Raw genomic sequence first — 14705 nt, 5'->3', positions numbered from 1 at the left:
ACAAATAAAATTAATGTGGTATGATAGGGCATATTGATTACGGCAATGTGATGTAGGCAAGTAGAATTAGGAGTAATGGTATGGCAAGTTTAGTTTACCAACGAGTTATCAAGGATTTAACAAAGCGGATTTTTGCAGGTGAATTTGCTGCAGAAATGAAATTACCAGATGAACGACATTTAAGTGAAGAATATGCGGTAAGTCGTAGCTCAATTAAACGAGCTTTAGCACGGTTAGCTAATGATGGTATCATTTTTAAAAAACGTGGTTCCGGTACATTTATTAATCCATTATATTTAGAAAATCAATCGTTATTTAATTATGAAGGTTCTAATCTCGGCATTACAGACAATTTGCAGATGGCGGGGAAAAAGCCGGGAATCCGCCTGCTTGATTTTGCAGTGGTTCCAGCTAGTCAAACATTGCAGCGTGATTTGTTTTTGCAAAAGGGTGAGTTTGTTTATCAAATTAAACGTTTACGGTTGTTAGATGACCAACCTTTTATGATCGAAGAAAGTTTCATTCCAATTAAAATTATTCCGGAACTCAATCGGGAAATTGCTGGTCGTTCGATTTTTAATTATTTACAAACAACCAAGAAACAAGCAGTGACTAAATCATTTTTGACAATTGGGGCGGCACCAGCAACGGTAGAAGATCAGAAGCAATTAAACTTAAAAGTCAACGAACCAGTAGGCACCATGGCGGGAATTTTCTTCTTGGATGATGGCACGCCAATAGAATATTCGTTTATGCGAATGCACTACCAATATTTAAAATTTAATTCTTTTGTTGAAATCGATAAAACTTAAAGACTTTGCATGAGCAAAGTCTTTTATTTTGTTCCCATTTTATGCTAATCTAACGTAAATTGGCGGCGTTTCTATCATTGGTACGTCCCAATTGTCAAAAAGGTTGACTTTTGTTGTAAAACCCGTTATCTTTATAGGTGAGGTAGCAAAGGTGCTACTTAAGTTAATTTGTGTAAAAGGTCAGGTTAGCTAGGCTTTACTTTGTTTAATCTGGAATTTAATAAACTCAGGCAGCATTAATTATGAAAGGGAGAGTTAATTTATGGTTGAAACGCAATCCGTCGATTATTCATCACCAGAATATTTCAAAAAAATGGATGCTTACTGGCGTGCAGCGAATTATGTTTCCGTTGGCCAACTTTATTTAAAAGATAACCCGTTATTACGGCGGCCATTGAAAGCTAGCGACGTTAAAGTTCACCCAATCGGTCACTGGGGAACTATCGCTGGACAAAACTTTATTTACACGCACTTAAACCGTGTCATTAATAAGTACAATTTGAACATGTTCTACATTGAAGGTCCAGGTCACGGTGGCCAAGTCATGGTTTCTAACTCTTACCTTGACGGAAGCTATAGTGAAATCTATCCTTCAATTAAACAGGATGAACAAGGGATGCAGCGGTTGTTCAAACAATTCTCATTCCCAGGTGGCGTTGCGTCACATGCGGCTCCTGAAACACCAGGCTCAATTCATGAAGGTGGCGAATTAGGTTATACACTTTCTCATGCCACTGGTGCGATTTTAGATAACCCAGATGTGATTGCTGCAGCAGTTACCGGTGACGGTGAAACTGAAACTGGTCCTTTAGCAGCTTCTTGGTTCTCTAACAGCTTTATTAACCCAATTCATGATGGTGCTGTTTTGCCAATTGTTAACATGAACGGCTTTAAGATTTCTAACCCAACTATCTTATCCCGCAAATCTGATGAAGATTTACGCAAATACTTTGAAGGTATGGGTTGGGCACCGATTTTTGTTGAGGGTGACGATCCTAAAGTAATGCACCCAGCATTGGCTAAAGCAATGGATCAAGCAATTGAATCCATTCAAGCCATTCAAAAACATGCGCGTGAAAATAATGATCCAACACAACCAACTTGGCCAGTGATCATTTTCCGTGCACCTAAGGGCTGGACTGGTCCTAAGGTTTGGGATGGCGAACCAATTGAAGGTTCATTCCGTGCTCACCAAATTCCAATTCCTGTTGATCAAAACCATATGGAACACGCAGATGCTTTAACTGCTTGGTTGAAGTCTTACAAGCCAGACGAATTATTCGATGAAAACGGGACATTAAAACCAGAAATCCGTGCGTTAGCACCACAAGGCGAACAACGGATGGCAGCTAACCCAATCACCAATGGTGGGATTGCACCACGCGATTTGGATTTGCCTGATTACCGTAAATATGCGCTAGACAACACTGAACATGGCAAACAAGTTAAACAAGATATGATCGTTTGGTCAGATTACTTGCGCGACTTGGTTAAAAAGAACCCGAATAACTTCCGCTTATTTGGTCCAGATGAAACTATGTCTAACCGGCTTTATGGTTTATTTGAAACCACTAACCGGCAATGGTTAGAACCAATTAAGAATCCACAAGACCAATATATGGCACCGTCTGGTCGGATTATTGATTCACAGTTGTCTGAACACCAAGCTGAAGGCTTTAACGAAGGTTATACTTTAACTGGCCGTCATGGGATGTTTGCTAGTTATGAAGCTTTCCTACGGGTTGCAGACTCCATGTTTACCCAGCACTTCAAGTGGTTGCGTAAAGCAAATGAATTAAACTGGCGTAATAAATACCCATCATTGAATGTTGTGTCAACTTCAACCAGTTTCCAACAAGATCATAATGGGTATACCCACCAGGATCCAGGTATCTTAACGCATTTAGCTGAAAAGAAACCAGAATATATCCGTGAATACTTGCCAGCTGATGCAAACTCATTATTAGCGGTTAGTCCATTATTGTTTAAGAGCAAAGAAACTATTAACGTTTTAATTGCTTCTAAACAACCACGGCCACAATTCTATAGCATCGAAGAAGCAACTAAATTAGCAAATAATGGTTTAGGTATTATTGATTGGGCCTCAACTGATCAAGGAAGCAAACCAGATATTGTAATTGCAGCTGCTGGAACTGAACCAAACATGGAAAGCTTAGCGGCAATCAACATCTTGCACGATCACTTCCCAGAATTGAAGATTCGTTTCATCAACGTAATCGATCTGTTGAAGTTAACCACACCAAAATTAGATCCACGTGGGTTATCTGATGCTGAATTTGACCATTACTTTACTAAGGATACGCCAATTCTCTTTGCTTACCATGGCTTTGAAGGCTTATTGCGGTCGATCTTCTTTGATCGGCACAACCATAACGTGTTGTTCCACGGTTACCGTGAAGAAGGCGACATTACAACACCATTTGATATGCGTGTTGTCAATGAATTGGACCGTTTCCACTTAGCTAAAGATATTATCATGCACTTACCACAATATGCTGATAAAGGTGCTTCCTTTGTTCAGAAAATGGATGATAAGTTGCAACAACATCACGATTACATTCGTGAATATGGTGACGATATGCCAGAAGTACGTGACTGGACATGGAAGCCACTTAAATAGATTTGGTTTTAAAAAAGCAGCGTTATGCTGCTTTTTTAATAACTAAAATTAATTTATAAGTAATACCATAAGATTATTTTTGCTTAGTATTAAAGTAATCTTGTGGTATTTTTTTATAAATTTAAATTTATTGTTCAATTGTCGCTGATTTCATAAAAAGGTTGTGTTAGATTAGGAGGAAGAGGAGGAAATTGTCATGCGGTTGAAGCAATTACAAGGAATTTTTCTTGCGGCAATTGGGGCATTATTTTGGGGGATTTCTGGACCGATTGCACAATTCTTATTTACCCAGTACCATATGAGCCTTAATTGGCTAGTGGAATCGAAAATGTTAATTTCAGGACTTTTATTATTGTTATTGTGTTTGTTATTGCCAAAGGAGCGCAAAAGATTATTCGCGATTTGGCATTCAGGGCGTGATGTGGTGGCACTTTTAATTTTTATGCTGGGTGGCATGTTTGCTATGCAGTACATTTATTATAAAGCTGTTGCAGTTGGTAATGCTGCGACAGCCACGATTTTACAATTTTTATCGCCAGTATTTATTGTAGTTTACACGGTTTTTCGTGAACATGTTCATCCACGGCGTCCCGATTTAATTGCCGTACTAGTTGCTTTATCAGGGACTTTTTTATTGGTGACTGGCGGTAATCCCACGCACTTGACCATGTCGCCAAGGGCGCTTTTTTGGGGTGTTGCAACTGGCCTAGCCGCAGCTGCATATGTTTTACTTCCCGCTAAATTATTGGTTAAATATGGCACGCTGGCCATTTCTGGCTGGGCCATGACAATTGGTGGTATTTTATTTAATTTTGTCCAGCCAATTTGGCGTGACGTCCCGCATTTTGATCTGATTGGCCATTTAGGTTATTGGTTTGTTGTCTTGTTAGGGTCGGTTGTCGCGTACACTGCTTATTTAGCCAGTTTAGATTACATTTCGGCTACAGCCGTTGGTTTGCTAGATGCTTTTGAACCTTTAGCAGCAACAACGTTATCTGTCTTATTCTTAAACGTCCATTTTGGGTGGATTCAGTTAATTGGTGCCTTGTTCATTTTAAGCACTGTCTTTATTTTAGCGCTAGCACGACCACAGCCTATTGATCAGCAAGCATCATCTTAATTAAAATTTTCCGCATGCAATGCTTGTATTTGTTTGACAAATTTTGCGATTAAAGCGAGTTCAGCTTGATTATAGTCTACTAGCAAACGTTGCATTTTAACATTTAGTTCATTGTGTAACTGCTGGTGAGCCCGATTTAATTGTTGCCCTTTAGTAGTTAAAGAGTAGTAAACTTCTTTGCGATTATCAGTGCGTTGAAAACGTGTAATTAATTCATATTTAATTAATTTGGTCACTGTTTTTGAAATCGCACCTTTAGATACTTGTAAATGCGTGGTTAATTCTGTGCCATTGATGGGTTGATTTTGACCAATATCTGCCAGTGTATGTAATGAAAGTAGCGGCAGATTTTTTAAAACGTGTTGCCACTGTGGCGTTTTGTTTAAGTGCTGAACTAGCCATTCTTGTTCAAATGAGCTGTTGCCAGCAGTGGTTGCCGCAATTTGCAATAATGTGGGTTCAATTTCTTTTTGAAAATAATTGATTTTATCCATTTTAATTGTGCCTCCAGATCGTTATGGGTCAAAAGATTAGGTGTAATCGTGATAAGTGCGTTAAACTTAAATTAAGTGTAAACCATTGCACAGCAGTTATTCAACAAACATTTCTAACTGCATTATCATTGAACAGGAGGTCATAAAATGACAACTTTTATTGTTGGTGCTCATGGCCAGGTTGGGCAGCGTTTAACCAAACAACTGGCTGCAACTGGTGAACATGTGATTGCAGGTATTCGTGATGACAAGCAAAAAGCGGCGATCAGTCAGTTAGGAGCAACCCCGTATTTATTTGATTTAACAGCTTTACCAGAAAATATGGTGCAAGCGTTTAGCGATGTTGATAATGTTATTTTTACAGCTGGTTCAGGTGGCAAAACTGGAGATGATGCCACCCTTAAGATTGATTTGGATGGCGCTGTTAAGACGATGTTAGCGGCAGAAAAAGCTGGAATTAAGCGCTACATCATGGTTAGTGCGTTGTACACCGATCAACGTGAAAAATGGCCACAAACAGGTATTGAGCCTTACTATGTTGCTAAATATTATGCAGACGAGTGGCTGCAACAACGAACACAATTAAATTACACGATTTTTCGGCCTGGGATGCTCACTAATGATCCCGGAACAGGTAAAGTGAATTTGCATCCAGCAACGGCAGCTGAAAAACGTATTTCCCGCGATGATGTGGCAGCAGCGGTCGTTGCAGTTTTGGCAAAACCACAATCGCGAAATCATATTTACGAACTGGTTAATGGTGACACCCCTATTAAAAGTGCGTTTTAGCGCTAATGGTTTAGTGTCAGGTTCTTAATCGGTTAGATGGCGGATGGCTAAAAGGCCATTCGCTATTTGATTTGACAGAAATTATGACTGTTGTTTGTTGTCGATGAAAATTGCGGCATTAGTGCTGCTATTTTTTTGCTAGCGTGAAGGATAGTGGTGGGTTATACTAAATAGGTATAAAAAGATTTTGTGATCGGATAACGGTGGAGGGTTTAAACCGAATGGAAATACAAACTAAGCAGTTTATTACCACCTTGCAAGAAGAAAAATACCAAACAATCACGGTGAAATTAACTAAAACAGACATCACGAATATGGTGCTTAAAAAGGTAACAGCGGCTTATTCTCAGTTGGAAAAAGCATTGCAAGCTGGGAAAATCAGTCAAATTAAGATTGACTTACCATTTGAAGTGCCTGCAACAATTGAATTACAAGCTGGGATCATTAATTTGCCCTATGAACTGGTCGATAAAATCAAGCTGTTAACTAACGCTGAAGATCAAGCAGTGGTTAATCTTTATTTGATTACAACTGCTGATAATTTGAACGCTTCTGGTATGCGAATCGATGAGATGAGTAGTGTTGCTGAATTTTTAGCACAACCACAAGTGGTCAGCAAAAAAATTGATGACGAAATTAATCAAAAAATCACTGAATTAAAAGCAGCTACTAAGGATCAAGCATAAGGCGCAAGCAAAATTGAAGCTTAGATTAATTAATGCTATTCTTATAGGTAGTTATTATAAGAAACAATTCGATAAGTAAATTTAATGAATATTGAATGAAAAGGAGCCATCCGTCCATGAATCGATTGTCACAATTAAAAAATAATACACATCTTTTTGCGACGGATCTAGGGGATCTTGGTGCTGGCGAATTTTTCTGCCCAAATTGTGGTGCACCGATAATGGTCAGTGATAAAACTTGTGCAAATTGTGGTTTTGATTTAGTTGCCTATCGTGAAGGCCGTTCACAACCTAAAAATAAATCGGCTGTGTCTCAGGCCGCAGATACCAGTACCACCAGTGCGACGCCTACTTCGGCGGCTGACGTGACTGAGTCTGCTAATAATGTTAGCCAGACGACGAAAGCAAGTGCTGCTAGTATGGTTAAACATGATCAGTCTGCTAGCCAAACAGCAAAAAAACCAGCTTCAACAGCTGTGACCAGTCAAGCTGAGCCTGCTGGATCTGGCGTTGATGAGCGTGTCATTAAGAGCGCTGCTTCAGCGGCGGCCATTCTTTCGGCAATTGATACTGAAGAAAAGCCAGAAGCAGTTATTGCTAAATTAAAACAAGCAACCCAGCAATTAGAGCCTAAAGATTTAGGACAGCCAACTAGCAGTGCACCTAAGTCTGCAACGTCATTATCCAGTCGGCGTGAAGCACACATTGCCGATAAAACGAAGGATATTAGTGATATTGTTGACCAAGTGCGGGCTGCAACTGATAGTGAGCAACCGCGCCACCGGTTGCAAAAAAAAGATGTACAGTTAAATCACAGTAGCGCTTCAGATGCGGAAAGCGCACAACCAGCGACGCGAATGGCACGGCATGAGCAGTCAGCGTCTGCTAGCGATGTTGACTCAGCAGCTTATAGTACGGCTCAAGCAATTACGCCGGAAGAGCGGGCTGCAACATCATTACAACAAAATGATGCAGCTTCAGCTACTAGTGAGGCTGAAACTTCAGCCGTCAAACCGGCAATTGAAAAGGCTGGCCAAAAAGAAGAAAAACCGCAACAGCGGCAACACAAAACACACCGCAAATGGTGGATTGGCTTAATTGTTGTAGTGGTCATCTTACTTGGTGCTTTTTTCTTTGGCAAGCATTATTATAGTCGTCCTGCACAGCTTAATCGTGCGTTTACTGTGTTGGCGACTCATAACCCGAGTAAAGTAAGCCAAGTGTTGGCTAGTACAAATAACGATTTGCGTTTAACACCAGGAAATAGTCGGCCATTTATCCGTTTCATTAAAGCAAATCCAAGTTATTTGAAGACCAGTAAAAAACAATTGACCAAACAGGATAGTACTAAAGATGGGACTTTAGGTTTTGTTAAGCAGGGCAAGCATTTTATTTTTCCTGCTTATCAATTGACGATTACGCCAACTTATCGGACGATTGCTACGCATTTACCATCACCTTCTATTTATTTAGACGGGCAAAATGTTACGGCAGAAAAACCGACGGCAACGCAAAAAATCGGACCATTTATACCTGGTACTTACACCTTAAAAGTTGAGGCAAAAACGAATGATAAAACGTTAACTAGAAAGGTGCAGCCAACTTTTCTAGCAGCCGACGCACAAACGATCGATTTGACGTTGAAGCCCGTGACGCCGGTGGTACACAGTAATGTGGCTGATGCAACTGTATACGTCAATCATGAAAATAAGGGCCAGTTGCAAAATGGAAAACTTACATTAGCTGCTTTGACTTGGGAACCTAATTTGAGATTGCATTTAGAAACTAAGCAAGCAGGTAAAACAATTAAAACTAAGTCTATTAAACTGACTAAAAAAGCGGATCAAACGGTTCAAGCTGATTTTAAAAATGTTCCTACGACGGAGCAAACAGAAACTCTCTTAACTAAGCTTTATCAGACTGTTAGTACGGCGACTAATCGGAATAATCAAAATGATACAACAGCGTTAGCAAATTACTTTAAAACTGGTAAAGAAGCGGCAGCTTATAAAAAATTAGCAACATTTATTACACAAGCACGTAATGTGAACAGCAATATTGATCACACTAGTTTTAAGGTTAAAGTAGATCAAGTGTTAACTAAAGATAATCAAACGACAGTTGATTATACGGTTACTTACACTACTAATTATTTAGCTGCTTCTGGTTTACAGCCACGAGTACAGACCTATCGGTATTCAGCTGCACATTTAACCAATGATCCCAGCCAGCTAAAAGTAATTGATTTTGGTGATCATGAACAAAAAATTGATCATTAGTTAAAGGTAAAAACACCTAGAGTAAATGGCTTTTACTCTAGGTGTTTTTAGCGTGCTTGTTTATTTTCCTCCTAATAGTAGTTTTTAAGAATTGCTGTTACTGAACGTTGGGTCGTAAAACAGTTGAAAATTTTTTGATGCCAATGTATCCAAGGTTGTAAGATAGATTTCCCTAACATAACTGCTTTATGGCTCCTTTCTGAGAATGATTTAAGAATAGCACGTTGTGCAGAATTGGGGTGAATTATGAATATTTTTTTACCCAGTAAATTAACTTTCAATTCACTTGTTTTATTTTTTAATGAAAATGATTTGGTAAGGCTTAATTTACTGATGACTAGCAGAATTGCTGCTTTCTATTTTTTGCACTGAATTTCTCAGCATTTTCTCTTTTTTGTTTAACTGTTTTACTTCTTTCTGGTTGCAATGACGTTATTTGCCCAGCTTTAGGCTAAAAGTGCTAAACTGAAGTTAAACAACAGAAAGGGATGAATTATTGTGAAGCAAGTAGATCTTGGTGGTAGTGGTTTAAATGCCTCTGCAGTTGCCTTAGGCGTGATGCGGATCAATGGTTTGGATAGTGATGCCGCAGCGCAGCAAGTTTTAGAAACAGCTGCTGGTAACGGGATTAACTTTTTTGATAATGCAGATGTTTATGGTGATGGAGAATGTGAAAAACGGTTTGGCCATGCACTTAAACAATCTAATCTTCAACGCGATCACATTTTTGTTCAAACTAAAGTTGGGATTCGGGACCATGCTTATGATTTCTCCAAACAATACTTATTGGATGCAGTCGATCACAGCTTGCAACGTTTAGGCCTTGATTATGTTGATTCTTTATTGTTGCACCGGCCGGATGCTTTGATTGAACCGGAACAGGTTGCGGATGCGTTTAACACCTTACAAAATGCAGGCAAAGTTCGGCAATTTGGTGTCAGCAACATGAATCCTAACCAAGTTGAATTACTACAACACAGCGTGCAGCAAAAATTGATTGTCAACCAATTACAATTTGGCATTAAGCATACGGGCCCAATTGATGCGGGTATCCATGTAAATATGTCTGATCCGCGCAGTGTTGATCATGATGGTGGTATCATTGAGTATTCACGCCTTCACAATATGACAATTCAAGCTTGGAGTCCTTTCCAATATGGCTTTTTTGAAGGTGTCTTTATTGATAATCCAAAATTCAAACAGCTAAACGATGAATTACAAAAATTAGCGGATAAATATCACGTTACTAAAAATGGCATTGCAGTTGCTTGGATTTTACGGCACCCAGCAAATATGCAGGTTATTTTGGGGAGTATGAATCAAGGTCGAATTGCTCAAATGGCAGCTGGTGCTAACGTTCAGTTAACACATCAAGAATGGTATGACGTCTATTTAGCAGCGGGCAATAATTTGCCATAGATAGTTAAACGATGGTCATTGAAGCCATAAAATAAAAAAGCTGTACGATAAGTCATAATTGACTTATTGTACAGCTTCTTTGATTATGAAAATGATATTTGAGTTGTGGTCTAAAGTATTAATAGTTTTTTCAATGCATGTTGTGCGACTGGTAAAACTCACAGTTATAATTCTTTCAGCATGATCAATAAATTGCGCCGATCTCAGGTAATGCTGGAAATTTTTTCAGGTAATAATCACGCGCTTTTAGTAAAGGCATGATTTCAGATTGTTCAGCCCCTTGGTGAAAATAAATCACGCGGGGATCTTTTGCTTTTAAGTAAAAAGAAAATGAGGAAGTAAAAATAAGATCATATTGTTTAAAGGCATGCGCGGCATAAGGCTCAACATCCATATAATTAAAACCCTGATAAAGGTCTAAATAATGCTGATAGACCATACTATCACCGGGAATCATTAAGCCGATGCGAATGTGATAGTCATGCTTATATTTTGTATAAACAGGTAGGAGTAAATGATACAATGCTTGAATCATTTGATGCTGATCTCCCTTGAAAATTGAAAATTCTGTTGGTAATTGTGCAAAATAATTATTGATGTCTTGGTAAAGTTGTCCGTAATCATATCCACCTGTTAAAATATGGCGCTTAAAGTTTGCTATTCGCGATAAGGTTGGGATGCGACCATCAAACAGATAATAGGCCAAAGCAACATTGATGACATTGCCTAATAGTACATTATCAAGGACTAAACGGTGTGGTTCTTTAAAACTATTTTTTTGCATATAATGCAAAAAGTCAGTTGCAAAATGCCAGATAATATTTTGCCGTGTATAAAAATAATCGATCATAGACCGCAAATAAGCATCGTCTTTACGAAAAACTGGAATTAGGTTTAATAAGTGGTATCCAAAATGTAAAACGGCTAACTTACGTGTCGGGGTGAAATTAGGAAAATGGCATTTTCGAACTAGCTCGGTATCGAGTAAATGTGATTTATAATTATCATTACCTTTCAGTAAAACTGCATAACGTGAATAATCACTGATAGTATTACCTTGTCTAAGTCTTAAACCAATAATGGCGATTAACAAGGGAAAGGCTTCAGAATTTTCAAATTCAGGTGGTACTTGGATCCGCTGCATAAATTGATTTTTTGCTTTAGTAGCCAAACCAAACAGCGACTGGCTAAATGGCCAAATCGCACCTTCTGTAGTTAAGCGAAAAATGCAAAATAAAAATAAAATTGTTTTACGTTCATCGCCTAAAATATTCATTCGGCTAAAGGTAAAATGGAGATCAAATTGATGTAGTTGATCATTAAGCGGCTTAATTTTGCGAAATACAGTTGCCCGACTAGTGTGGTATTGAGTGCAAAAGTCATCGATTGTTGGGTCACTTTTTGTCAATAAATAGTAAATCACCTGATAAGGAAGTTGATTAGCAATCAAGTGATAACGTAATGTGTTTAAATCAATGATTAGTTTTGAAGTGTCTAAGCTACCGGTAGAAGCAATCAATTCTGCAGCCGCTGACTTAATTTTACCTAATTCACCTACAAGTCCCTGAATGAGCTTGTATACTTTTGGGTAAGGCAAGTTAACGCGTTGTGCTACCTCATTAATTGAGTAATTCCCCTGAGGCATCGAAATTAAAGTGTTATAAATGCGAAAATATTGATAGGTACGGGTGTTAAGCATCATTTGTTCAAAATTCATCGTTAAATTTCCTCCATAAAGACTAATACGCAAAACGTTAATATTTTTTACTATCAGCGGGGGAATGATAGTAGGCTATATGGACTACAAATTAAATTGTGTACTTAATAATCACTTAAAATTAGTCTGCACTATAAAGAAAATGTTAACACTTTTAAGCAAAGCTTTCACTAATAAATTGTGGATATGTTAAATCCTTAATCAATTTTCAAAAAGTCGCCGAACAAGCTCAGTATAGGGAAAAATAACTTATTTTTATTGATAAAAATTAATGCATTAATGATTTTTACATTAGTTATTTGTTATTTCGTTGATAATTAAATAATAAATTTTTTGTTAATTTTTTAATTGAAATAGTATGTCTTAATTAAGTACTTTGCAGTATTTATTAATGTTGCTATATTATTGCATGATAAAACATCAGATCAGTTGGCAGATGTGTTAGTAATGTTTTTGTTATCTCTTATATTTGAATTGATTTTATAAATAAATGACACTAATCTGGCAAAACTAATTAAAATACACGATTATTACTGTTTTTAAACTAATTGCGGTATTAAAAATCCCCCTTTAAAGTGGACAGAAAGAATCATCTGTCCCTGAAAAAAGGGGGAAAACATTATCGTGATTTTTGGAAATGATTGCTCAATTATCCCGATTATTTCCGAATAGCAAAACTAAACGTAACAGCTGTAAGAAAGTTGCAAGGGCAGCAGCCACATAGGTTAAGGCCGCAGCAGTTAAAACTTTGCGTACCATTGGGGTTTCATCAGGTGCAAGCACACCACCAGTGGAGAGAATGTTCAGTGCACGCCGTGAGGCATTAAATTCAACTGGCAATGTAACTAATTGAAAGAGTAAGGCCAAGGAAAATGCCGCAATGCCAATATTAATTAGTGTATGGTTCATGCCTAAAATGATGCCTAATAAAATAATTGGAAAAGAAGCAGTGGTACCAATATTAGCTAGTGGCACGATGGCAGTTCGTAATCGCATTGGAAGATATTGTTGGTGGTCTTGAACGGCGTGACCACATTCATGGGCAGCAACACCGATAGCGGCAACTGATGTCGAGCGGGCAGTAGCAGCGGATAAGCTTAACACTTTTGTTTGTCCATTATAATTATCCGTTAAATCCCCGCTAATTTCTTGTACGCTGACGTCCGTGATGCCTGATTGCTGTAAGATGTAGCGTGCTGCGTCTGTACCAGTTTGACTGCTGCGGCTACGGACAGCGTCGTACCGGCGAAAAGTCCGGTTAACGTAAGCTGAAGCTGCCATTGAAATCAGCAGTCCGATAATGATTAAAATATAGGTAGGGTCCCAGAAAAAAGGGTACATCTAATCACGACCTTTCCGAGTTAAGTTGATCATAGCAAAAAATTAAGTTGAAAATCATCCGTCTCAAGCGGGATTATTTTGTTAGTGCTGCAGTACGGTCACGGTAGCAAGCAAGAATTTTTTCAGTTATTCCTTGTGCCAAATTGACATTTTTTAATAGCGGTCCATGTGCGTAACTGCCAATGACACCTTTGTAACGCATGCCTTCAACGCCATCTTCTGGATTGTTACCGTAGCCGGTGACCATTTTTCCAAGCGGCTTTAATTTGGTTGGATCATCAAAATAAGTTCGCCCACTGTGGTTTTCAAAAGCACGGACCGTGCCCCATTCGGTTTCAAACTCGGTATCACCGATCATCCGTGAATCAGCTTTAAAAATAGTGTGTAAAGGTAGGATACCTAATCCTTTAATCGTTGTTCCTTCACTAGTTTCGTAATAATCGCCTAGTAGCTGGTAACCACCACAAATGGCTAACATTGGTTTGCCAGCTTCAATGTAAGTAGTGATGGTTGCTTTAAATCGACGCAAATCTTTAGCAACAACCGTTTGCTCAAAATCTTGTCCACCGCCGAAAAAGAGAAAATCGTAATCCAGCGCATTAAAATCTGCAGTATCGATACTAATATTATCTACTTGTGTGTCGTAGCCCTGTTTTTTGAGCAGATAGCTTAAAATTTTCACGTCTCCGCTATCACCATAGGTATTCATTAAATCTTCGTAAAGATAAGCCATTTTGATTACTTGAGCCATACTTATCGTCCTTTCTAAACCGTTTATGTTAAAAAAAGCATAGCATAAACGCTGAGTGCAGCACAATGTTTTAACCTACCGTTAATATGGGCTAATTAAAAAGCATTATACCACGATTTTATTCATGTAGATGGTAAGAGCTATTGTTAAATTTTTTAAAAAACTGGCTGGCATTTTTACTAATAAACAGGTAGAATAGAAAACGTACTGATTATTCCGGCTTAGCTCAGTTGGTAGAGCGTCTGACTGTTAATCAGGATGTCGTCGGTTCGAGTCCGACAGCCGGAGTTTTAAAACGCGTGATACTATCACATACGTCGTAAGCAGCGAATGGATCACTGATGTGGTCTGTTCGCTGTTTATTAAATCATTTTGCTAATTATCGTCACCAATTTAGTTGGAGGAGTTCATGTGGTAACGCTTTTTGTTGTTTTATTTTATGCTATGTTATTGGTTTTTGTTGGTTTAATCGGTTATCGAATCTACCTGTTGATACAACACGAACAAAAGCGGGGGCCGTTGGTCAGTCGCTATATTTTATATGCGGCGGCTCTTGCCATGCTGTGTGCGATTATTATTGGCATTTTAAACCGGTAATCAAAAACCACCGGCTGGGAGACCGGTGGCAAAAAAAGGAGTTGGGGTGAGCTTATGTT

The 14705-nt window shown here is 38.5% G+C and carries 12 protein-coding genes and 1 tRNA gene; 9 read left to right on the top strand and 4 right to left on the bottom strand.

The annotated features are described in order from the left end of the window. Window positions 1-80 precede the first annotated feature (80 nt). From FC24_RS06870 to FC24_RS06860, 3 genes are all read left to right on the top strand, one after another. A complete protein-coding gene (locus tag FC24_RS06870; protein ID WP_057874153.1) occupies window positions 81-812 on the top strand; it encodes a GntR family transcriptional regulator in 732 nt (243 codons plus the stop codon). A 262-nt stretch (window positions 813-1074) separates the two neighbouring features. Beyond that, window positions 1075-3453: a phosphoketolase family protein gene (locus FC24_RS06865; RefSeq protein ID WP_057874152.1), complete on the top strand. Its 2379-nt coding sequence runs from the start codon at window positions 1075-1077 to the stop codon at window positions 3451-3453. A 196-nt stretch (window positions 3454-3649) separates the two neighbouring features. Further along, window positions 3650-4573: a DMT family transporter gene (locus tag FC24_RS06860; RefSeq protein ID WP_057874151.1), complete on the top strand. Its 924-nt coding sequence runs from the start codon at window positions 3650-3652 to the stop codon at window positions 4571-4573. Here the strand turns inward: FC24_RS06860 and FC24_RS06855 are convergent. After that, window positions 4570-5067, bottom strand: coding sequence for a MarR family transcriptional regulator (locus FC24_RS06855; RefSeq protein WP_057874150.1), 498 nt, complete (start codon window positions 5065-5067; stop codon window positions 4570-4572). The two genes, FC24_RS06860 and FC24_RS06855, sit on opposite strands and share 4 nt — an antisense overlap. A gap of 147 nt (window positions 5068-5214) precedes the next feature. Here FC24_RS06855 and FC24_RS06850 point away from each other — a divergent pair, with 147 nt between their 5' ends. The 4 genes from FC24_RS06850 (at window position 5215) to FC24_RS06835 (ending at window position 10240) form a co-directional block, all read left to right on the top strand. Then, entirely contained in the window at window positions 5215-5856 is a 642-nt protein-coding gene (locus FC24_RS06850; RefSeq protein ID WP_057874149.1) for an SDR family oxidoreductase, read from the top strand. A 221-nt stretch (window positions 5857-6077) separates the two neighbouring features. Further along, a complete protein-coding gene (locus FC24_RS06845; RefSeq protein ID WP_057874148.1) occupies window positions 6078-6542 on the top strand; it encodes a hypothetical protein in 465 nt (154 codons plus the stop codon). A gap of 116 nt (window positions 6543-6658) precedes the next feature. Then, on the top strand, window positions 6659-8821 hold the full coding sequence (locus FC24_RS06840; RefSeq protein ID WP_057874147.1) for a TcaA 3rd/4th domain-containing protein: 2163 nt from the start codon (window positions 6659-6661) through the stop codon (window positions 8819-8821). A gap of 498 nt (window positions 8822-9319) precedes the next feature. Beyond that, on the top strand, window positions 9320-10240 hold the full coding sequence (locus FC24_RS06835) for an aldo/keto reductase (RefSeq protein WP_057874146.1): 921 nt from the start codon (window positions 9320-9322) through the stop codon (window positions 10238-10240). Window positions 10241-10424: 184 nt separating this feature from the next. Here the strand turns inward: FC24_RS06835 and FC24_RS06830 are convergent, their stop codons facing one another. From FC24_RS06830 to FC24_RS06820, 3 genes are all read right to left on the bottom strand, one after another. Beyond that, entirely contained in the window at window positions 10425-11957 is a 1533-nt protein-coding gene (locus tag FC24_RS06830; RefSeq protein ID WP_057874145.1) for a helix-turn-helix domain-containing protein, read from the bottom strand. 645 nt (window positions 11958-12602) lie between these two features. Continuing rightward, window positions 12603-13298 carry a zinc metallopeptidase gene (locus tag FC24_RS06825; protein ID WP_057874144.1) on the bottom strand — a complete coding sequence of 232 codons (696 nt, stop codon included), beginning with the start codon at window positions 13296-13298 and terminating at the stop codon, window positions 12603-12605. A 73-nt stretch (window positions 13299-13371) separates the two neighbouring features. Next, window positions 13372-14049 (bottom strand): type 1 glutamine amidotransferase, encoded by a 678-nt coding sequence (locus tag FC24_RS06820; protein ID WP_057874143.1) that lies wholly within the window; start codon window positions 14047-14049, stop codon window positions 13372-13374. Between the two features lie 215 nt (window positions 14050-14264). Between FC24_RS06820 and FC24_RS06815 the strand changes: the two genes are divergently transcribed. Both FC24_RS06815 and FC24_RS06810 read left to right on the top strand, forming a co-directional pair. Continuing rightward, a tRNA-Asn gene (locus tag FC24_RS06815) sits at window positions 14265-14337 on the top strand. A gap of 123 nt (window positions 14338-14460) precedes the next feature. Beyond that, window positions 14461-14646 (top strand): hypothetical protein, encoded by a 186-nt coding sequence (locus FC24_RS06810; RefSeq protein ID WP_057874142.1) that lies wholly within the window; start codon window positions 14461-14463, stop codon window positions 14644-14646. Window positions 14647-14705 lie beyond the last annotated feature (59 nt).

It is taken from the genome of Loigolactobacillus rennini DSM 20253 (assembly GCF_001436505.1).
Classification (GTDB): Bacteria; Bacillota; Bacilli; order Lactobacillales; family Lactobacillaceae; genus Loigolactobacillus; species Loigolactobacillus rennini.
Note: the sequence above shows the minus strand (reverse complement) of the source record. Positions and strands in the feature narration are given on the sequence as shown.

Bases quoted from the DNA above. Each gene is read 5' to 3' on its own strand.
- FC24_RS06870 (WP_057874153.1), top strand. From the start codon at position 81: ATGGCAAGTTTAGTTTACCAACGAGTTATCAAGGATTTAACAAAGCGG.
- FC24_RS06865 (WP_057874152.1), top strand. From the start codon at position 1,075: ATGGTTGAAACGCAATCCGTCGATTATTCATCACCAGAATATTTCAAA.
- FC24_RS06860 (WP_057874151.1), top strand. From the start codon at position 3,650: ATGCGGTTGAAGCAATTACAAGGAATTTTTCTTGCGGCAATTGGGGCA.
- FC24_RS06855 (WP_057874150.1), bottom strand. From the start codon at position 5,067: ATGGATAAAATCAATTATTTTCAAAAAGAAATTGAACCCACATTATTG.
- FC24_RS06850 (WP_057874149.1), top strand. From the start codon at position 5,215: ATGACAACTTTTATTGTTGGTGCTCATGGCCAGGTTGGGCAGCGTTTA.
- FC24_RS06845 (WP_057874148.1), top strand. From the start codon at position 6,078: ATGGAAATACAAACTAAGCAGTTTATTACCACCTTGCAAGAAGAAAAA.
- FC24_RS06840 (WP_057874147.1), top strand. From the start codon at position 6,659: ATGAATCGATTGTCACAATTAAAAAATAATACACATCTTTTTGCGACG.
- FC24_RS06830 (WP_057874145.1), bottom strand. From the start codon at position 11,957: ATGAATTTTGAACAAATGATGCTTAACACCCGTACCTATCAATATTTT.
- FC24_RS06825 (WP_057874144.1), bottom strand. From the start codon at position 13,298: ATGTACCCTTTTTTCTGGGACCCTACCTATATTTTAATCATTATCGGA.
- FC24_RS06820 (WP_057874143.1), bottom strand. From the start codon at position 14,049: ATGGCTCAAGTAATCAAAATGGCTTATCTTTACGAAGATTTAATGAAT.